This is a genomic window from Paenibacillus sp. LPE1-1-1.1 (genome assembly GCF_040676435.1).
Taxonomy (GTDB): domain Bacteria; phylum Bacillota; class Bacilli; order Paenibacillales; family Paenibacillaceae; genus Pristimantibacillus.
In genome coordinates, this window is the sequence record NZ_JBEGHY010000001.1 from 912844 (window position 1) to 933070 (window position 20227).

The 20227-nt window shown below is 50.5% G+C and carries 16 protein-coding genes; 2 read left to right on the plus strand and 14 right to left on the minus strand.

What is annotated here, in order from left to right; all coding sequences use genetic code 11:
• Window positions 1-133: 133 nt before the first annotated feature.
• Both MRBLPE1_RS04220 and MRBLPE1_RS04225 read right to left on the minus strand, forming a co-directional pair.
• The gene (locus tag MRBLPE1_RS04220; RefSeq protein WP_364141926.1) at window positions 134-976 is read right to left on the minus strand and encodes a carbohydrate ABC transporter permease; all 843 of its coding nucleotides are present in this window, start codon (window positions 974-976) and stop codon (window positions 134-136) included.
• Between the two features lie 20 nt (window positions 977-996).
• A complete protein-coding gene (locus MRBLPE1_RS04225) occupies window positions 997-1935 on the minus strand; it encodes a carbohydrate ABC transporter permease (protein WP_364141929.1) in 939 nt (312 codons plus the stop codon).
• A gap of 233 nt (window positions 1936-2168) precedes the next feature.
• Between MRBLPE1_RS04225 and MRBLPE1_RS04230 the strand changes: the two genes are divergently transcribed.
• Window positions 2169-2546, plus strand: coding sequence for a PH domain-containing protein (locus tag MRBLPE1_RS04230; RefSeq protein WP_364141932.1), 378 nt, complete (start codon window positions 2169-2171; stop codon window positions 2544-2546).
• Between the two features lie 451 nt (window positions 2547-2997).
• Here MRBLPE1_RS04230 and MRBLPE1_RS04235 read toward each other — a convergent pair whose 3' ends face one another.
• From MRBLPE1_RS04235 to MRBLPE1_RS04280, 10 genes are all read right to left on the minus strand, one after another.
• Window positions 2998-3813, minus strand: coding sequence for an ABC transporter permease (locus tag MRBLPE1_RS04235; protein ID WP_364141934.1), 816 nt, complete (start codon window positions 3811-3813; stop codon window positions 2998-3000).
• On the minus strand, window positions 3810-4841 hold the full coding sequence (locus tag MRBLPE1_RS04240; RefSeq protein ID WP_364141936.1) for an ATP-binding cassette domain-containing protein: 1032 nt from the start codon (window positions 4839-4841) through the stop codon (window positions 3810-3812). Before MRBLPE1_RS04240 ends, MRBLPE1_RS04235 begins: the two co-directional genes overlap by 4 nt.
• Before the next feature lie 244 nt (window positions 4842-5085).
• The gene (locus MRBLPE1_RS04245; RefSeq protein WP_364141939.1) at window positions 5086-6600 is read right to left on the minus strand and encodes a glycoside hydrolase family 28 protein; all 1515 of its coding nucleotides are present in this window, start codon (window positions 6598-6600) and stop codon (window positions 5086-5088) included.
• The gene (locus tag MRBLPE1_RS04250; protein WP_364141941.1) at window positions 6597-8177 is read right to left on the minus strand and encodes a glycoside hydrolase 43 family protein; all 1581 of its coding nucleotides are present in this window, start codon (window positions 8175-8177) and stop codon (window positions 6597-6599) included. The genes MRBLPE1_RS04245 and MRBLPE1_RS04250 overlap by 4 nt, the downstream gene beginning before the upstream one ends.
• A complete protein-coding gene (locus MRBLPE1_RS04255; RefSeq protein WP_364141943.1) occupies window positions 8174-9754 on the minus strand; it encodes a glycoside hydrolase family 43 protein in 1581 nt (526 codons plus the stop codon). The genes MRBLPE1_RS04250 and MRBLPE1_RS04255 overlap by 4 nt, the downstream gene beginning before the upstream one ends.
• Window positions 9751-10884, minus strand: a complete 1134-nt coding sequence (locus MRBLPE1_RS04260) for a glycoside hydrolase family 88/105 protein (RefSeq protein WP_364141946.1) — start codon at window positions 10882-10884, stop codon at window positions 9751-9753. Before MRBLPE1_RS04260 ends, MRBLPE1_RS04255 begins: the two co-directional genes overlap by 4 nt.
• 39 nt (window positions 10885-10923) lie before the next feature.
• Window positions 10924-11802 (minus strand): carbohydrate ABC transporter permease, encoded by an 879-nt coding sequence (locus tag MRBLPE1_RS04265; protein WP_364141949.1) that lies wholly within the window; start codon window positions 11800-11802, stop codon window positions 10924-10926.
• A 78-nt stretch (window positions 11803-11880) separates the two neighbouring features.
• Entirely contained in the window at window positions 11881-12840 is a 960-nt protein-coding gene (locus MRBLPE1_RS04270) for an ABC transporter permease (RefSeq protein WP_364141952.1), read from the minus strand.
• A 90-nt stretch (window positions 12841-12930) separates the two neighbouring features.
• Window positions 12931-14469: an extracellular solute-binding protein gene (locus tag MRBLPE1_RS04275; RefSeq protein WP_364141955.1), complete on the minus strand. Its 1539-nt coding sequence runs from the start codon at window positions 14467-14469 to the stop codon at window positions 12931-12933.
• A gap of 264 nt (window positions 14470-14733) precedes the next feature.
• Window positions 14734-16263, minus strand: coding sequence for an extracellular solute-binding protein (locus MRBLPE1_RS04280; RefSeq protein WP_364141958.1), 1530 nt, complete (start codon window positions 16261-16263; stop codon window positions 14734-14736).
• Between the two features lie 144 nt (window positions 16264-16407).
• On the opposite strand from MRBLPE1_RS04280, the gene MRBLPE1_RS04285 reads away from it, so the two are divergent.
• A complete protein-coding gene (locus MRBLPE1_RS04285) occupies window positions 16408-18714 on the plus strand; it encodes an AraC family transcriptional regulator (protein WP_364141960.1) in 2307 nt (768 codons plus the stop codon).
• Between the two features lie 64 nt (window positions 18715-18778).
• On the opposite strand, the gene MRBLPE1_RS04290 is transcribed toward MRBLPE1_RS04285, so the two are convergent.
• Both MRBLPE1_RS04290 and MRBLPE1_RS04295 read right to left on the minus strand, forming a co-directional pair.
• Window positions 18779-19378: an ABC transporter ATP-binding protein gene (locus tag MRBLPE1_RS04290; RefSeq protein WP_364141962.1), complete on the minus strand. Its 600-nt coding sequence runs from the start codon at window positions 19376-19378 to the stop codon at window positions 18779-18781.
• Window positions 19375-20220, minus strand: coding sequence for an ABC transporter ATP-binding protein (locus tag MRBLPE1_RS04295; RefSeq protein ID WP_364141965.1), 846 nt, complete (start codon window positions 20218-20220; stop codon window positions 19375-19377). Before MRBLPE1_RS04295 ends, MRBLPE1_RS04290 begins: the two co-directional genes overlap by 4 nt.
• Between the last annotated feature and the right edge of the window lie 7 nt (window positions 20221-20227).

Sequence of the window (20227 nt, forward strand, 5' to 3'; positions counted from 1 at the left end):
TTTGCCCCCTAATAAATTCAATATAATGTCTTTCGGACTTGATAATATAAATTATAGAGCGAGCCGGAATCCGTTGGATGCAACAATATTTACTTATTTTGAAAAGAAATCGACTTTTTTGCCAACGCTTTCATCAGCCTTTGACGCCGCCCATCGCAATCCCTTCGATGACGCTCTTCTGGCCGATTATGAACACGATCAGAAGCGGCAGGATCGCGGATACGGCAGCAGCCATGATCAGCGAGTAGAACTCGCCGCTCATCGAGGTAAACTTCTGCATCGCCAGCGGAATGGTGAACAGCCGGTCGCTGCGCAAGAAGATCAGCGGGCCCTGATAGTCGTTCCAAGTCCAGATGAAGCGCAGGATCGCATACGTAGCGACGGCCGGCTTGACGAGCGGCAGAGCAATGCTCCAGAAAATCCGGAAATGGTTCGCGCCGTCGATTTTGGCCGATTCAATAAATTCCTGGTGGACGCCCATGAAGAACTGCCGAAGCATGAACGTGCCGAGTACGCTGAAGCTGCCAAGCAAGATCAGGCCCAGCAGGCTGTCGAACAACCCGATTTGGCGGTACAAAATAAACTGCGGGATAAGAATGGCTTGGCTTGGCACCATGTAAGTGGCAAGAACAATAAGAAACAAATAATTGCTGCCTTTAAAATGAATTTTCGAGAAGCCGTATGCGGCCAGCGCCGAGATCAGAGCGGATATCACCGTAGTGGTCACTCCGACTTTTATGGAATTAAGATAATATTTCCAAAAAGGATATTCTCCAATCCAAACATCCTTATAATTTTGAATCGCATTCCACTTTCTAGGAATCCACTCGATTGGATACACGAATACGTCTTTTTCCACCTTAAAGGAGGTAACCAGCATCCAGATGAATGGAAGCAGGAAAAGTATGCTGAGTCCAACCATAATAACCGTTAAAATGGCCTTACGCCAGTTGATGCTCTTGTTTGTTGTCGGCATGTAATGCAGCCCCTTCCTTTTTAATAATTGACCCAGCGCTTCTGTGCCATCCACTGCCCGAATGTAATCAGCAGGACGAACAGGAAGAGCACGACCGCAATCGATGACGCATAACCGACTTTAAGGTTGACGAAGGCCGTATCGTACAAGTACCAGACCATCAGCGAGGTCGAACCGATCGGACCGCCCTGCGTCATAACCGCTATGACGTCGAACACTTTGAACGTCGAGATGATGCCGGTGACGAGCAGGAAAAATGACGTTGGCGAAAGCAGCGGAAACGTAATGCGGGCAAATTTGGTCCAACCGTTCGCACCGTCAATATCGGCTGCTTCGTATAGGTCCTTAGGGATAGATTGCAGACCGGCGATGTAAATAATCATGTTGAAACCGATGGAAGTCCAGACGACGATCATCATGATCGAGATCAACGCGTAATGAGGATCAGCGATCCACATCGGCGGATTGTCGATGCCGATTGTTTTCAAGAACTGGTTGATCGGCCCGTAGGATGGCTGGAACAGCACCTGCCAAACCACGGCAACGGCTACAATGCTTGAGATGTAAGGCATAAAATACGCTACTTTGAAATAACTTTTCAGATAGACATGACGGTCAATAATGACGGCCAGCACCATCGAGATGATCATATAAATCGGTACGGCGAAGAGGAACAGAAAATTGTTGCGCACTGACCGCAAAAATTGCGAATCATGCAGGAGCTTCTCGAAATTCCCGAATCCAACCCAGTTTATGCCATTCCAACCTTGTACAAAATTCCAATCCGCAAAGCTAAGCACGATCGTAGCTAAAATCGGAAGAAGGACCAAAATAAATACGCCGATAAGCATCGGTCCGACGAACAGCCAGCCCGCAAGCGTCTCTCCGCTTTCCAGCGAGCGCACTTTTTTCGGCTTAGCTAAGCTTTGGTTTGCAGCCGCCCGTGTTGTGGTTTCCATTACAAGCACCTCGAATTCCTAAGAGTATATTTTGAAGTTGTCCTCATTATAAAGAAAACGAGAATGTCCGATGTGACGGTATTTTGATCTTTTTTAAGATAAAATTGACTTCTTGATTGGATAAGCACGAAAAAACAGGATCCCCTAAAAAGGATCCCGGTTTCAATAAAGGAGTCTCAGCCTATTCATAGAATTACATTGGTGGACTATTAAATGTCGATGGGGGAATAGCAATGGGGTTTCTTGACGGGTTGATGGGCAATGCATCCGAGCTGAAGATGGATGATGTAAACAAAGAATTCAAGCATCTGCTTGGAAGCACGGAAAGGTTCGAGAAAGCGTACAAATTGATTAGGGATTTGTTTATATTTACGGATAAACGGCTTATCCTCGTTGACAAGCAAGGGATTACGGGAAAAAAAGTGGAAATCCACTCCTATCCCTACAAGAGCATCACGCATTTCAGCATCGAGACCGCTGGAACGTTCGATATGGATGCGGAGCTGAAAATTTGGATTTCCGGGACAGCAGCCCCTGTCGAGAAAAAATTCAACAAAAGCTTAAATATTTATGAGCTTCAAAGCGTGTTAGCGGATTATGTGATGAGGTAAGCGAAGGATCACGATTGGAATAGCCATCCCTTAGCGGGATGGCTGTTCTTTTTTATTTTTACCCGTTAAAGGGGCACCAAATGATTTTCTGCTGATTCTATCCGTATCTATCTCTATCTCATTTACAAGGAATTTCTCCCGTTAAAAATTGCATGCTGCTCTCCGCTCCACGCTTAGATGGAATTTCTCCCGTTAAACCAAGACTTCTTCAGAAAAAATGGCCTATCCATCGAGATTAACATGAGTTTTTCCAGTTAAACTCCATAAATATCAATTAAACGAATTATTAGCGGGAGATTTTCCATCTAATTTATATGCTGTTTACCGATGACGTTGACTTGCTCCGAGAGAAGGTGAATCGTATATCATTCCGGCAGTATCAAAGCTGATTTCTGGATATGATTCATTCACATCGCTGCCTTTAGGCACGATCCCGTTATGTTCAGTAATACTATGTCCGGCGCATATAGGCGCGTACCGTGATCGGTGCAAAAATCGCCACAATGACAGCAGCTCCACCGAGTGAGATAACGAGATCCCAACCTATGGTTCCCGTGTTGGCAAGTTCACGTACGGCAGTAACGAGGTGCGAGATCGGATTGATATTAACAAACCATTGAAGCCAGCCGGGCATGGTATCGACCGGCACGAAGGCGTTGGATAGAAACGTGAGCGGAAACAGCACAAGCATCGATATCCCTTGTACGCTTGAAGCCGTACGTGCAATCACGCCGAAGAAGGCAAATATCCAGCTAATCGACCAGGCGCATACAATCACAAGAATTGCGGCAATGGCAACATGATCCAGACCTCCATCAGGACGGTAGCCCATGATATATCCCATGGTAAAGGTGAGAACAGTCGCAATGGTATACCTGACGGTGTCTGCGAGCAACGCCCCCGCGAGCGGAGCGATACGCGCGATAGGCAGTGACTTGAATCGGTCAAACACCCCTTTATCCATGTCCTCACGCAATTGAACGCCCGTGACGATTGAGGTCGTGATTACCGTCTGCACGAGAATGCCGGGAATGATGACCGGTAAATAGTTCACTACATCACCGGAAATCGCACCGCCAAAGATGTAGGTAAACATCAAAGTGAAGATAATAGGCTGGAGCGTTACGTCAAACAATTGCTCGGGCGTGCGCCGGATCTTCAGTAGCCCCCGATAGGCCATCGTCAATGAGTTCCGTATCGTCTGGCCAAAGCTCGTGTAGTTTTTCAACTCGCGATCGGCACCCGGTTGAATTGAAGTTGTTCTCATACTTTTGCCACCTCTGCTTCATTCGATTCATGGGACGCCGGTATCCCTTCCTCCTTAACACCATGGCCGGTTATGGTTAGAAATACCTCGTCGAGGGTCGGCTTCTGCACACTCATCTCGGCTAAGTGAACCCCCGCTTCGCGGAGGGCATTAAGAAGATCAGTGACCCGGTCGACGTTCGTTACCGGTGCAGTGATTTTTCCTGCCTCGTACGATACGTTTGATTGAATGCCGAGTATTTGGTCAACAGTCACACGGGCGGCCTCGATATCTTGTGGATTCTGGACTTTCAAATGCAGAGACGAGGTGCCCACTGATGCTTTCAGTTCATCCAATGTACCCTCTGCGACCACTCGGCCATGGTCAATAACCGCGATTCGGTCTGCCAGTTGATCTGCCTCTTCAAGGTACTGCGTCGTTAGCAGGACGGTTGACCCCGTATTCACCAAGCGGCGGATCGTATCCCACATCTGTGCGCGCGTACGCGGGTCCAGTCCAGTAGTCGGTTCGTCAAGAAAGAGAAGCGGCGGCTGTGCAATAAGGCTCGCCGCCAGATCCAGTCGGCGACGCATGCCGCCGGAGAAATTTTTGAGCGGCCGCTTTGCGGCCTCCGTCAAACCGAATTCCTCAAGCAGCTCCCATGCCTTTTTCCGTGCCTCTGAACGTCCAAGCCCTAGCAGCCGCGAGAAAATGATCAGGTTCTCAGTAGCGCTAAGCGACTCGTCAACCGACGCATATTGACCCGTCACCCCGATTAACTGACGGACAATCTGTGACTCCTTCACTACATCGTGCCCGAATATTCGCGCTGAGCCCGCGTCCGGCCGAAGCAAGGTCGCCAGCATTCTAATCGTTGTCGTCTTGCCCGCCCCATTCGGACCAAGCACGCCGTATATCATACCAGTGCGCACGTTCAAATCCACGCCATCCACAGCCCGATCGTTCCCGAAAGCTTTCACGAGTCCGCGCGCTTCGACAGCCCAATCGCCGTTGTTGGGTTCTGCTTTCTTCTTAAATCCAAGATCCATTGCAATTCCTCCAATATCAGATGATGTAGTCATCCTACCTCACGTTTTTAAACGGAATATAAACGGAATATAAACGAGGCTAGACTGTGCGCCTGGTTTTCACCTTTTCTTCGATCTAAAAAAAAGAGGCCAGCCTAAGCGGCTGACCTCTTCTCCTAATTGTTATACAACGATTGAATGGCTTTTGCCTAGCCAATAGAGTGATCCTCTTCCTTTATCCTGCTTCATTTAACTGCTCATGCTGTTATGCGAGAGGGGCCACCTTTATGTTGGCGGAGCTGTTTCCTGTTACTAGAATCGGCGTATTGACGCTCGTATCCTTCGTTTCTCCTTGCCATTCAACCATTTCTACATCTTTGCATTCATGGAAAGATGCCAGCGGTCCTTCCTTCACTTGCAGGCGGATGTTGCGAAGCTTTAGCCCTGCCGCAAACCTGCATAAAATGCCCCGTTCGCTTTGAATGACTGCTTTTTCCAGCAAGCAGTCACTGAGCGGCATCTCCGCAAGCCCGTTAACAAGCAAACCGACCGACGCTCCAGCGCAGTAAATATTCCGCATCGTAATTTTGCGGAAAACAGGCGTTCCCTCATCGACTGGATATTCCCTGTCATCGAATCCCTCAGAGCCCTCTACGCCTTGATAAAATAAATGAAACGATATCGCTTCAAGCGCGATATCTTTCATGCGGATGTTCTCGATGCGGATATCCTCCACGATCCCGCCGCGTCCTCTCGCGCTTTTGAAGCGGAGACCGATATCCGTCCCCATAAAATCGCAATCCGATACGCGGATATGATTAACGCCGCCGGACATCTCACTGCCGATAACGAAACCGCCATGACCGTGATAAACCTTGCAGTTCGTCACCGTCACATATTCGCAAGGCATGGCTAGCCTGCGCCCCGCTTCATCCTTGCCGGATTTCATGCAAATGGCATCATCTCCGACATCGAACGAACAGCCGTCTACCGTGACGAAGCGGCAAGAATCGATATCGAGTCCATCCCCATTTTGTGAATACCAAGGATTGCGAACCGTCGTATGGCGTACCGTGACATGCTCGGATCCCCAAGGATGCAGGCACCATCCCGGTGAATTTTGGAACGTAGGTCCATCAAGCAGCAAGCGCCGGCAGCCCCGCAGACTGACCAATGCCGGTCTCAGATAATCTCTTGCCGCCCAGTATTCCGCCGGGTCTAGACTGCCTTCCTGCTGCAAACGGCGAATTTCCGCTTCGCCATGCATGGCCTGTGCGGTTGGCCACCATATTTCTCCCTCAGCATTCTCCGCAACCACTCCGCCAGATGCGATCCGTTGTTTCCACTGCGATGCCGTCAGCTTCATCCGCTTGACCGGCCGCCAGGCGTCGCCGCTGCCATCAAATACGCCCGGTCCTGTAATGGCGATATCCTCTAGCTTTTCCCCATCAATCGGCGCGCGGCAGCGAACGGCTGGCTGACCCTCGAATTGCGATACGATTAACGGGTATTGCTCGAAATTACGGCTGAATGTGACGAGCGCTCCCGATGCCGCATGAAGCTCCATGCGGCTTCGCAGGACGATGGGCCCGGTAAGCCATAAGCCTGCCGGTATGACGACGCGTCCCCCGCCTGCGCGATCGCATGCCGCAATCGCGCGTTCGATCGCTTCCGTATTGTCCGTCATCCCGTCTCCAACGGCGCCGAATTGCGTAATCAGAAAATCGCGTTCCGGAATTCGCGGCAGTTCAACCTTAGGAAACGGCTTCATTCCGCTCATAGGCCGCGCACCTCCTCCGGCGCGCTTACTCGGAACCAATCCGCGTCGACGTAACCGCCCTGTGCCTGCTCCCCGCGATGAAGAGCGAAAATCCCCGCCTTCGCGCCGACCCAGCGGCTTTCGCGTGCGGTAAACGGCGGCGCATCCATTGGATGGTACTGCTTCCCGTCCTCACTGTAAGCAAAGATACAGCTTGCTTCCTGGCGGACAGAAACCCGAAGCCAGACGGTGCAGTTGTTCAGTTTATGGCTCGAAATACACTGCTCGGCTTCCTGATCCCCCTCCGTATAATGAAGCGAAAGTCCGCCGTCTTCCTCGCGGCAAACCGAAAGATAGGCAAATGCGAAGCCGAATACGACAAGACCCGCGGCATCTCCCTTCTTCAATTCCGAGCAGGATAGCTTTGCCGTCATATCGAACTGCTCCGCCGGAAACTTCTGAAGCAGCAGCTGCGGCACTTCGAACAGCGAGGAACTTCCTGAAGGCTTGGGCAGCGCATGCAATCGGATATGGCTCTCAAGCGCACCCAGCTCATACCACCTTGGATCTGGATTGGCCTGCCACTGCCACTGCTTGCCTAGCGTGCTTCCGCCAAATTCATCGGAAGCAAAAGGGACTGCAATCGGCGAGCTCCCCCTAACCTTGGGCTTCGGATAATGCATGACCGGTTCGCCAATCCCGTCACCATTCGCATCGACGCCCATGAACGGCCAATCGTCCTGCCACACCACTGGCTGAAGATGGATGATACGGCCATATGCCCCTTTATCCTGAAAATGCATAAACCAGGATTCTCCGGAATCAAGCTCAACGAAGCCGCCTTGATGCGGACCATTGACCGCGCTGTCCCCTTGATGCAGCACGATCCGATCCTCATACGGACCGTTGACCGCTGCCGAGCGCAGCACCGTCTGCCAGCCCGGCTTAACGCCTCCCGCCGGCGCGAAGATATAATAATAGCCGTTTCGCTTGTACATTTTCGGGCCTTCCATCGTGGGATGGCCTTCCGTTCCGTCAAAAACAATCTGTCCTTCGTCCAAAAGCTTGCTGCCGTCCGGCGCCATTCCGCACAGGCGAAGCTTATGCTTAATGCCGCTTCGGCTGTGTGCGAACGCATGCACGAGATAGGCTTTCCCATCCTCGTCCCAGAACGGACAAGGGTCGATGAGCCCTTTGCCCTCCTGCAGCAGATGGAGAGGCGCCCATTCCCCGGACGGATCAACAGCCGTGCTCATGAAAATGCCCACATCGGGATCGCCGTAAAATATCCAGTACTTTCCGTCATGATAACGCAGGCTTGGCGCCCATACGCCGTTCCCATGCTGCGGACGGTCATAGCCTGGCAGCGGCATTTCCTTTATCGCGTGATTGACCAAGGTCCAGTTGACCAAATCCTTGGAATGAAGGATAGGCAGTCCAGGCAGATGCCCAAAGCTTGAAGCCGTCATATAGAAATCATCCCCGACGCGGATGACGTCAGGATCCGAATAATCGGCATGAAGCACCGGGTTGCGATAGGTTCCGTCTCCTTGATCGGAGACCCATGGCTCGCGGGTCTGCTTTACATTTTCTATCATGTCTCTGTCCCTCCGTATTCAAACCAATCAAAGTCAGCAAAATTGCCGCTAACCGTTCCGTTCGAAGTGGCATACAGCCCCAAATAAGCGCCTACAAAACCGCCGGCGACATCCGAGCTGAGCAGCCTGCCGTCAACGTCTTCCGCAAGCGTCTCCCATTGCCCGGATAATGCGGCATACTGGAAACGATAGCTTTGCTGTTCAGCCTCGATTTTGATGTACAACTTGTTGCCGCTCCATTCCTGCGACGCCAGTATCCGTTCCTCCCCGCCCTTGCGCTCAACCAACCGCAATAAGCCCGAACCAAGAACCTTCGCATACTCGAAGCGCAGCATATAGTCATGGTTTTGCAGCAGCACGACGCCCGCCGCCTCCCCGTCACGCTCCGGGGCAAACTCCATCACCGTACGGGCCGCAAAGCCCATATGCTGCTGCCGCCTTCCGACGAAGCACGGATTAACCGGCTGGGTGATCGTCTCTGGCTTCAGCCTAAGCCGAAGAAAACCTGGCCTGTCCGTCAGGCTCCAGAAATCGCCGCGTGGCGTACGAATAAAATTCCAGCAGTCATCCAGCTTCCCGCTGTCGAAATGGTCGCAAGCGGGTTTAGCGGGGAACCGATGCTCCGGCAAATTCGGCCTGCGGGATTGCAGCTCCACCACACCTTTGCCCGGATTGATGACCGGCCAGCCGTCTTCCCAATCGACAGGCACAAGAAACGTCTCCCGGCCAAGATTGCGGTATGGTCCGCCATAAGGACGGGATGCGAGGCATACCATCCACCATTCGCCGGCCGTCGTCTCGACAAGATCTGCATGCCCGACGTTCGTTATCGCGTATTCCTGTCCCAAGTGGCGATGCGTCAATATTGGATTCGACTTGCAGCTCTCATACGGGCCCGTCACGGAGATGCTTCTTGCGACGGTTACCGCATGCGTAAATCCGGTGCCGCCCTCGGCTATCAGCAGATAGTAATAGCCGTCTTTTTTGTAGATATGAGGCCCTTCCTGGGCATGGGCGTTTTTTAGCGCCCCATCCCACAAACTGTATTTTTCGCCGATCAGCCTTTTACCCTTGATATCGAACTGCTGCAGCCAAATTTCCATGTGCTTCGGATACTGCTGTCCGCTTGGAGGGACGCGATTCGCCATGACGTACGCCTTTCCGTCGTCATCGAAGAAAAAGGAGGTATCGATGCCCGGGGCATCCGGCAGCCAGATTGGATCAGACCACTCACCCGCAGGGTCCTCCGCTGTCACATAGAAATTACGGCGGGCACCTGTCTGGCTGACGACGAATGTCGTGATCATATAGAAAATGCCGTCATGGCAGCGGATCGTAGCCGCGTATATCCCTTTCGAGCAAGGCGTGCCATCCAGATCCAGCTGTGACGGACGGTCGAGCACATGGCCCAGCTGCCGCCAATGGACAAGATCCTTGCTGTGGAACAAAGGAACTCCAGGGAAATATTCAAAGCTTGAAGTGACCATATAATAATCCTCGCCAACCCGGCAAATCGACGGATCGGGATAAAAGCCCGGCAGTATCGGATTGCTGAAATTTTCTTGCGACTCCCTCATCCCGCGGTCTCCCCCCTGCTCTCAGTCCAAGATTCCATCTCGGTGCAAGCGAGTATAAAAGCGCCAACGCCATGCAAGTCGTTCTCACTGACAGGTCTGGAAACGTAATAGTCATATTCTCCCGCAGAGGTGCCGATGCAAATATCCGGAACGATAATGCCCAGTTCATCCTCCTTAAGACGGGCAACGAGACCATCATACCCTTTCCATGCCGCATTCATCAGTTCTCCGTCAATGCATCCGTGCTTAGCGGCTTTGGCTATCGTATAGACAAACAAGCTGGTACAAGAGGTTTCGAGCCAATTGTCAGCCCGGTCTCCCTGATTGACTACCTGATACCATAAACCGCTCTCCGCATCCTGAAACCGTATCAGTGCCGTCGCGAATTTGCCCAGCGCTTCCTTCCATTCCATGGCGGCTGGATGCGACGCGGGCAAACGATCTAGAAAATCAGATAACGCCATTCCATACCAGCCCAAGGACCGTCCCCACTGCTCGGGGGAGCAGCCGGTTACCGGATCGGCCCACGGAAACTGCCGGCTTTCGTCATAAGCATGAAACAACAGGCCAGTATCTTCGTCGGTCATCCGCCTCCGCATGAGCCGCTCCCACTCCGCAACCATCGCTATCAAGCTTTCATCTGCGTAACGGTCCGCATATTCGAGTGCGAACACGCCTCCCATATACAAGCCATCCAGCCACATTTGACGCGGATATTTGTCTTTATGCCAATAGGCCCCCTCCGAAGTGCGGTTCAAGGTGCCGAACAGTCCCCGAAGCTTCTCGATCGCAGAACGGTACCGGGAATCGCCTAGGCTGCCATCATCAAACGGGAACAGCAGCAAGCCCGGCATGATGGCATCCAATTCATCTCGCGCAAAAAGGAAATTGCCATATTCATCAATTAAATGATCCACATATTGCTTGGAATAGCTTCGATAAGCTTCATTGCCGGTTCTTGCCCATACCTGCAGCATCCCATGAAGGAAAATGCCTTGATGGTAATGCCATCTATTCTCGGGAGGAAGCTGCGGCGGCGTATAGCGGGCCATTAAGGAATCGCAAGCGGCCTGCGCCCATTGTAAAGGCGTAAACGCAGCACGTGCTGCCGCGGTGTTTGTATCATTCATTTAGTTCCATGCTCCTTTCGTTATTGGCAAACCGATTTGCTACCCTTTTATCGAACCAATTAGCGCGCCTTTGGCAAAATGCTTTTGCAAAAACGGATAGACGATCAGGATCGGCACCGTGGCGACGACGATAACAGCCATCTTAATGGTCTGCTGCGGCGGCATCACATAGCCATTGCCCATATCCGACGTATCACCCGCAAGTCCGCTCGCCAGTACGACGATCTGCCGAAGAATAACCTGTACCGGCCACTTGTCTGCATCGTTCAAATAGAGAATGGCGGGCAAGTACGTATTCCAATAGTTTACGGCGTAGAACAAGGAGATCGTCGCAACCGCCGGCATGGAGAGCGGAAGCACGATTCTTGTAAAAATAGCCCAATAGCCGGCTCCGTCCATCTTCGCCGACTCTTCCAAGCCATCCGGCAAATTTTGAAAAAAGTTTCGCATGATGATGAGATTGAAGGCATTGACAGCCGTCGGAACGAACAAGGAAGCATAGGAGTCAATTAGCCCCATTTCCTTGACGACCAGGAAGCTGGGAATCAGACCGCCGCTGAACAGCATCGTGAAAACGACGATAAAGTTGATCGTTTTTCTGCCTAGCAGCTGCGGCTTGGATAAACCGTACGCCATAAACGATGTAAGCAGCATACTGAACAGGGTTCCAGCAAACGTCACGCCAACAGAGACGCCTAGCGACTTAAAGATTGTATTCGTTGAAAAAATAAAACGGTAAGCATCCAGCGACCAAACCGTCGGGATAATCACAAATGGCTTGCGGGCAAGCTCTCCTACGGTCGTAAAAGAGCCTGCTACGACATTGATGAACGGTAAAATCATAACAAGGGCAATGATGAACAGCAGCGTATAGTTAACGGCGTCAAAAATCCGTCCGCCTAATGCATGATCCTTCATTCGCGGCATATCCTCCTGTCTCGTTTCACGGTGAAATATACGTTTATTTATAAACGTGAACTATAAATGCTCCTATTTTTAGTAAACGCCTTCTTCGCCTGCTTTTTTGGAAAACCAATTCGCACCCATCACGAGGATGAGTCCCACGATGGACTTGAAGAAACCCACCGCCGTGCTGTAGCTGTATTCGCCCTGCTTCAAACCTGCCGTATAGACATACGTATCGAAAATTTCCGCTACCTCTCGGTTCATCGAGTTCAATAGAAGATAAATATGTTCGAAACCTAGCTCCAGCACATCCCCGATCTTCAGAATGAGCAGGACGATAATAACGCTTCTAATCGACGGGAGCGTAATATGCCAAATTTGACGCAATCGGCCGGCTCCATCCATCCGCGCCGCTTCATACAATTGCGGATCGATGGCTGCCATTGCCGCCAAATAAATAATCGTTCCCCACCCGGCCTCGCGCCATATGATTTGCAGCACATACATCGGACGAAACCATCCGTTACTCATTAGAAAATTGATTTTCTCCAAGCCCATCATCACAAGCAGCTCATTGATCAGTCCCCTATCCATAGAGAGCATGATGAATGAGATCGATACGATGATCACCCATGACATAAAATGCGGAATATAAACAATCGTCTGTACAAACCGCTTAAAGAAGGAATGCCTAACTTCATTCAGCATAACCGCGATGATGATTGGAACCGGGAAAAAAAATACCAGATTCAGGGCGAACAATATTAACGTATTGCCCAATATCATAAAGAAATCAGGCTCTTGAAATAGCCTTGCAAAATGCTCGAAGCCGACCCATTCGCTGCCGCCGATCCCTTTATACGGCTTGTAATCCTGGAAGGCAATGGCAATCCCTCCAATAGGCAAGTATTTGAAAATAATAAAGAACAGCAAACCCGGAATAATCATCAGGTAGAGCGCCCGGTCTTTCCACACTTGTCCTAATTTGCCTCTCCTTCGTTTCACCCGCGGAGCCGGAGCCGCGGCTGTCCTGACCGTTGCTTCATTCATTCCTAACCCATCCTTTCTCAGCAGGACTTGAAGAAGGCTGCTGGATCAGCAGCCCCATATGCTTACTGCTTCCATGTTATTTTCTATCGATTATCCGTTTGAGTTGTATTCATCGATCATTTTCTGTCCGCCGTCTTTCATCCACTTATCGACCGCAGCCTGGAAGCCCGCTTCATCAATGTCGCCAAGGATGTATTTATATGTCGCGTCTTTAATGATCTCGGAGAGGCGGACGCCTTTCTCGATCTTCGTCTTAGACTCCAGCGCTACGGTTGGGTCATTGATCAGAATACTTTCGTTGTCTTTAATCAGCTCTTCGGATTTCGCTTTCACCGGCAGCGGGTACGACGGATCAAGCAATTCGGCAATCGTGCCCTGCCCGCCGATTTGGAAGCTCAGATATGGCTTGGTTTCACGATTGGTCAGCTTCGTGTCCTCCGACGGCACCACAAGATTGTCCTGCAAAGTGTAATGCTCTCCCTCAATGCCCCATTGAATGACATTGGACAGCTCAGGCGACATCAGCTGGTTGAAGAATGCAAGCACCTGCTTGAGTTCTTCTTCCGATTTGATTGCCGATTTCGGGAACAGGAATACCGAGCCGTAACCGGCCGTTGACCAGATGCCCGCGCCTTTCGGGCCTTCGATGCGGTTCTGGATATCGAGCTCGCCGGCAGCATTGATTTCCTTCACTTTCGGATCGAGGCTTTGCACGTCGCCCAAAGCGCCGATGTAGACGCCTGCTTTGCCGGTCGTGAACAGATTCTGTTGATCGTTCTTGGCTGTTACAGGGAAGTCCTGGTTAATCAAGCCTTCTTTATGCAGCTTCTTGAAGAAGTTCATCGTATCCATATATTCAGCAAACATAAACTCAGGAGCCAGCTTGCCCTCTTGCTCTCCCCAGCCGTTAGGCGTTCCGAAATAGGAACTGACTGTCTTGAACGCGCCGTAAACCAAATCGCTGCGATCCGTCAAACCCATCGTATCTTGCTTGCCGTTTCCATCCGGATCCTGCTCTTTAAATGCCTTCAGCAAGTTGTACAACTCATCAATGGTCTTAGGAGCCGCTAACCCCAGTTTATCCGCCCAGTCCTTGCGGAAAATAATGCCTTGGCGGGAAAGCGCGGATTCACGGTAAAGCGCATAAATTTTGCCGCCTACCGAGGTATTGTTCAGGACGTCCTTGTTCAGCTTGGACAAGTTCGGAAATTCATCGATGAACGGTCCGATCTCCCAAAATTGCCCGTCCTTGAGAGCGTCGCGGAACAAACCGAGAGACTCTGCGTTTTTCAATTGAACGGCTTGAGGCAAAGAACCTGTCGCGAAGGCCGCATTTAGCTTGTCGTCATAGCTGCCGTCCGGAACCCATTGAATGTCCAGCTGCGTATTCGTTTTCTCTTCGAGCAATTTTTCGATCTTGTCCGAAGGAACCTCCGGCTCATGCAAGTCCAGCATTACGGATAATTTGAGCGGATCTGCAGGCTTCTCCGTACTTTGCGCAGCACCTTCATTAGGCTTCTGCGTCGCTTCATTATGGTTTGTTTCGCCTGCATTGTTGTTGCCGCATCCCGCTACAAGAGCCATCGATACAGCAGCGGCCGCAAGTACGATCGCACTTTTTCTCTTCATTCGGCTGACCTCCGTTTTTTGTTGTTTCCGTTGCCTCATCACTATAAGCGCACAGCTGCCATTCCGAGAATAATCTCAGGATTTGGTGCTGCAAACCCTTGCTGCTGCTGGATTTCCGCGTTCGCTGAAGGCCAGATCAAATGTAAAGATTATGCTGATTATGCGGAAGCACGCAGAACGATCAAACAAAAAAACAAACAAAAAGGCCTCACCAGCAGCGATGGCATTCGCTCTGGCAAGACCCGTTCGGGTTCAGCTATTCGGTTATTGGTTTTGCAGCTTGCGGTATGCCTCGTTAAACTCTTCAATCACTTTGCCGCCGCCTTGTTCCTTCCACTCGGCTGCCGCCGATTCGAACCCGGCTTCGTCGATCTCTCCGATTATAAAATTATACGTAGCATCGCTTATGATCGTCTGAAGCAATACGCCTTTATTGTTATACGTAACCGACTCCAACGATTCGGTTGGATCATGAATCAATTGCTCGTCATTATCTTTCACCAATTGCTCTGCCTTCACTCTCGTCGGCCATGAGTATCCCACATCCAGCAAGCCTGGAATAGTGCTGTGACCGCCGATCTGCAGGGCAAGGTACGGCCTGACCTCCTCACTGAGCCGTGCATAGTCATCGGAAGGAATGACTTTCCCTCCTTCCACCGTATAGTGCTCGTTCTCGATTCCCCAGTAGATCATATTGGCAATTTCCGGTTCCATCAATTGATCAAAGAAGGCGAGCACTTCCTTAAGCCCGTCTTCCGTTTGAATTGCCGATTTTGGAAAAAGCACGACCGAGCCATAACCAGGCGTTGACCATATGCCGTAGCCTTTCGGCCCCTTTACCCGGTTCTCGACATCAAGCCTCGCGTCCGGCTGCCGTTCCTTCAATTTAGCATCGAGGCTGACAACATCGCCTAATGCGCCGATATATACGCCGGCCTTGCCCTCAATGAAAAGCTGCTGCTGATCCGCCTTGCCTATTACCGGAAAATCGACGTTCATTAATTGCTCTTGATGGAGCTTGCGGAAAAACTTCATCGTCTCGATATATCCCGGAAACATAAATTCGGGCTGCAGCCGTCCCTCTTTCACTCCCCATTCATTCGGCGTGCCGAAGTAAGAGCTAATTGTCTTGAACGCTCCATAAATGAGATCATTTCTATCCGTTAGCCCTATCGTATCCGCCTTGCCATTGCCATCCGGATCATCATGAGCGAACCGCTCGATCATCGTGTACAGCTCATCGATCGTAGATGGCGGCTTTAGCCCCAGCCGCTCAGCCCAATCCTGCCGGTAGATGATGCCCTGCCGGGATAAAGGCCGCTCCTGATACAGACCGTAATATTTGCCGTCAACGGCCGTATTGCGCAGCACCTCGCGATTGAGCCGTTTCAAATTCGGAAATTGATCCAGCAGGGTGCCGATCTCCCAAAACTGACCGTCGCGAATGGCGCTGCGAAACATAACGAGCGAAGCGCTATTCTTCAGAAATACTGCCTGCGGCAAACTTTCAGTCGCAAGCGCCGCATTCACTTTCTCCTCATAGCTGCCGTCGGGCACCCATTGAATGTCCAGCTTCGTCCCCGTCTTCTCTTCCAGCAAACGTTCCAATCGGTCCGGCGGGACCGTCGAAGTATGTAAATTGGCTAATATTGAAAGGGCTGCCGATGGGCTGCCGCTCGTTTCAGTCTTCCTGTTTTCACTATGATGATTGCCATCCCCTGCACGGACGCATCCACCCGCCAGCAGCAAAATAAGGATTAGCAGCATAAAGCAACCTAACCGATTTCTTTTCATTCCGCTTACCTCCGAAGCTATAGCCTTTGCGGTTCCAAATCAACTCTATTATCTACGGATGCCGTTTTTTTGTACAGCATTACTTGTGCCTATTCCTTCGTTTGAGTAGAATGGATACATCTTCTTTTGGAAAGGCTGATTGGAATGAGGAAGCACAACTTATACACCAAAATGCTGCTTTTCGGTTGTTTGACAAGCATTTTGCCTCTCTCCGCGCTCGGATTTTTCTCCTATATGAAATCTTCCAATTCCATACAGCAGCATGTCAATGAAAGCAGCATTCAGATTATGAACCAATTAAACGGGAATATCGAACAGGTGCTTCGAACCGTCGACTACACGCTTAATTATGTCATTAATACGAATCAACTGCAGGAGGCCTTATACCAGCCCATTACGTTCAAGGATTTCCAGCTCTATAACCAGCTGAAGGAAGAACTTAGTCTGCTGCAATCTCCCGACACCCGCGTCACGGATGTCATACTCGCCAATTCGGCATCGAACTGGATCATTAATAATCGGGGCCTCTACAAATTTGATGAACACGCTTCCAAAGAGGAGCTGCTCCAATTAATCGAGAGGCCGGGCAAAAGCACCGACTGGCTGCTGCTCAATTCCACCGATCTCGGCTCCAGCGATACGTTAAGCTACGGCTGTCCTTATACGATTGCGTTAGTCAAAAAAATGCCGCTGCATACCACGGACAAACGCGGGGTCGCAATCGCGACTATTCCGAGCTGCAGTCTTGCAAAAATCATGGATTCGCCAAATGAAGCCCGCGAAGTCATGGTGCTGGATGAGGATTACCGCATCATCGTCCATCATGACCCTTCGAAGATCGGAACGCTTCTAACAGATAACGGCACTTTAAAGGAAAGTGATCTTGCCCAAATCTCAGGCAAGTCCGGCCAATTCCGTAATGATTTCATCTCGGTTACTTATGTTCGCTCCGATTTCAATGGCTGGGTCTACGCCAGCTTCACCGACCTCTCGGAGGTGTCGAAGGAAGCGAGATCGATCGGTTGGTTCACCTTTTACGTCTGTCTGCTTATTATTTTGCTCACGCTTGTGCTCGTCTGGCAAGGAAGCAGAAAAGTTTATTCACCGATTCGCACGCTGTTCCAGAGCATCGCCAATCGTCTGCCCGAGATTACGCAGTCCAATAAGAACGAGCTGCAGTTAATCGACGAGCATATTCGCGACTTGTTCCGCTCCAACGAGAATTTGCTTCATGAGGTGAACCAGAACAGCCGGCAAGCCCGCACTTATTTTCTGCAGAAGTTATTTCAAGGACAGGTAAGCGCAGCGGAGAGCGACGAGAAAATCCGATTGTTCGGTTATGATAAACAAGTAACCCAGTGGGAGCATCTGGCGGTCCTTACGCTGCAGATCGATATTCTAAATGAAACCCGCTATGAGCAGAAAGACCTCGACCTGCTGCTTTTCGCGATTACGAACATTGTGGAGGATACCGTGCCTTCCTCAGACCGTCTTCCTCCGGTCATCGTCGATCAGACGCAGGTGACGCTATTCGGGAGCGGCAATCCATCACTGGAGGAGTTCAACAACCATCTTTATAAACTGACGGAGACCATTCAGCTGAGTTTGAAGCAATATCTCGATCTTGACGTCAGCATCGGCATCAGTTTGCCGTTCCGCACCTTGAAGCAGACGACACGGGCATATCAGGAAGGGATTGAAGCGCTCAAGCATCGATTGAAGCTTGGGAAAGGCGTCATTATCCCTTATTCCAGCTTGAATGCTGGCAAACATACGCGCGTTTACTTCTATCCCGTGCAGCTTCATAATGAACTGATTGACGCGATTAAGCTCTCGGATGAGGTACGAGCGTCAGAGCTGCTTAAGGAATGGCTGGGCCAGGTATTTCTCAAAGAGAGGGAGCCACAGGATTACCAGATTTCTCTCGTACGCTTGCTCAATGATCTAATGATCGTGATGCAGGAAATCGGTATGCAAATCGATAAATCGAATATCAGAGGATCAACGCTGTATGAGGAACTGATGCAGCTGTATGTCGCTTCGGAAATTGAAGCCTGGTTCCAGAAAAGGCTCATCCTTCCTTTGATCGCCGTCTTCCGCGACCGTCAGGAAACGCAGTACCAGAATATATCGGAGCAGATTATCGAAATTATCCATCGTGAATACGGCACGGCAATTACGCTGGAGGAATGCGCCGCAAGGATGCATTACAATGTATTTTATCTCAGCAACGTATTTAAGAAAGAAACGGACATGACCTTTAGCGAATACCTGTCCCAGTACCGGCTGAATCTTGCGACCAAATGGCTTGTCGAGACGGATATTTCCGTTAAGGAAATCGGCGAACGGCTCACCTTTACCAATTCACAAAACTTCATCCGGGCGTTCCGCAAGCAGGAAGGGATGACCCCGGGACAATACCGCAGCAAATATATGCAACATGAAGTTTAAACGCATGCAAGCTCGTTCTATTGCCGATTTTTGATCAGCAGCAGGACGAGCTCTACATCCCATTTTAGGTTAAATGAATCGTTCTTGTGCAAATGACGTTGGCCAAATTCTCGTTGTGGGTGATTGCCAGAATGCCAATGTCGTATTTCTTGGCGTATTCCAATACGACATCCCAGATTTGGGATTGCGTAATGACATCCAGCATCGTACTGATTTCATCCGCGATGATGAAGCGTGTCTCAGGCTTCAGAGCTCTCATCACGCAAATTCGCTGCAGCTCGCCGCCTGAAAGTTCATTTGGCCAGCGGTTTAGAAACTCTTCCTTGATACCCAGTTCTTTCCTTAACTCGTCATCGTACGCCCCGGCTTCCGATAACGTCTTTCCAAGCTTCCATTTCGGATTCACGGCAAGCTCCGGATGCTGATAGATCAATTGTACGGGAGAGTAACTTCGCGTCGGTACGGATTTCCCATCCAGTATGACCTCTCCTCTGTACCCTTGGATCTGGGCAGCCAATATTTTCCCAAGCGTGCTCTTCCCCCGTCCGCTTGTTCCGACAAGCCCCACCACTTCCCCAGCCCTTACTTCTAACGAGACGTCTTCCAATATCCATTCTTTGCTGCTGTTATATTTAAAATAGATATGCTTTGCCTCCAGTTTCATTTTTCACCGCCTTGCTCACTATTCGTTCTATTTAAGTAATCACCGTAATCTTTATTCCGGATAGAATGAAATCCATTTTGCGGCAGAGCGTGCCATAGCGCTTTGCTGTAAGGATGCTTTACATTATCCGGTGAAGCCTCAAAGGCCTTTGCCTCCACGATCTCGACAGATACCCCATTATTAAATACCGCAATCTTGTCAGCGATAATAAAAGCAAGGTCGATATCATGAGTAATCATCAATATGCCTCTGCCCTTGCCCGCTAATTCCTTCAAAGAGCTCAGCGTCTCGTCAACCATCGACTTATGCAGGCCAGGCGTCGGTTCATCGGCAATAATCAGATCGGCGCCCGAGGTTAATGCCGTCCCGATAAGAACGCGCCTTGCCATGCCGCCGGACAATTGAAATGGATATTTACTTTTCACGTCATTTCCAAGCTGAAAGCGGTCCATAACGCTTTTGACCGCGCTTTTCACGCTTTTGAGCGGGCTGTCTATTTGCTTCCCCGACTTCATAAGAGGATCCAGATAACCGACGGACTGCGGGATGAGCGATATTTGCCTGCCCCGCAGCTCTTCTTTTTTCTTTGGGGTAAGCTCCTCCCCCTTATATTTGATGCTTCCGCTAGTAATGGCATTGGAGGGTAATATTCCGAGAATCGCATGCGCGAGCAGGCTTTTACCGGAGCCGCTCGCGCCTACGATGGCCATGATCTCACCCGGATACAGAGCCAATGAAAAATTCGAAATGACCTGGGCAGCGTTTTGATGCAAGCCTTTTCCGTATTGTTTGAAGGCTACGCTAAAGTTTTCTACTTCAAGCAGCGGTATTTTTTGATCCATGTTTTTC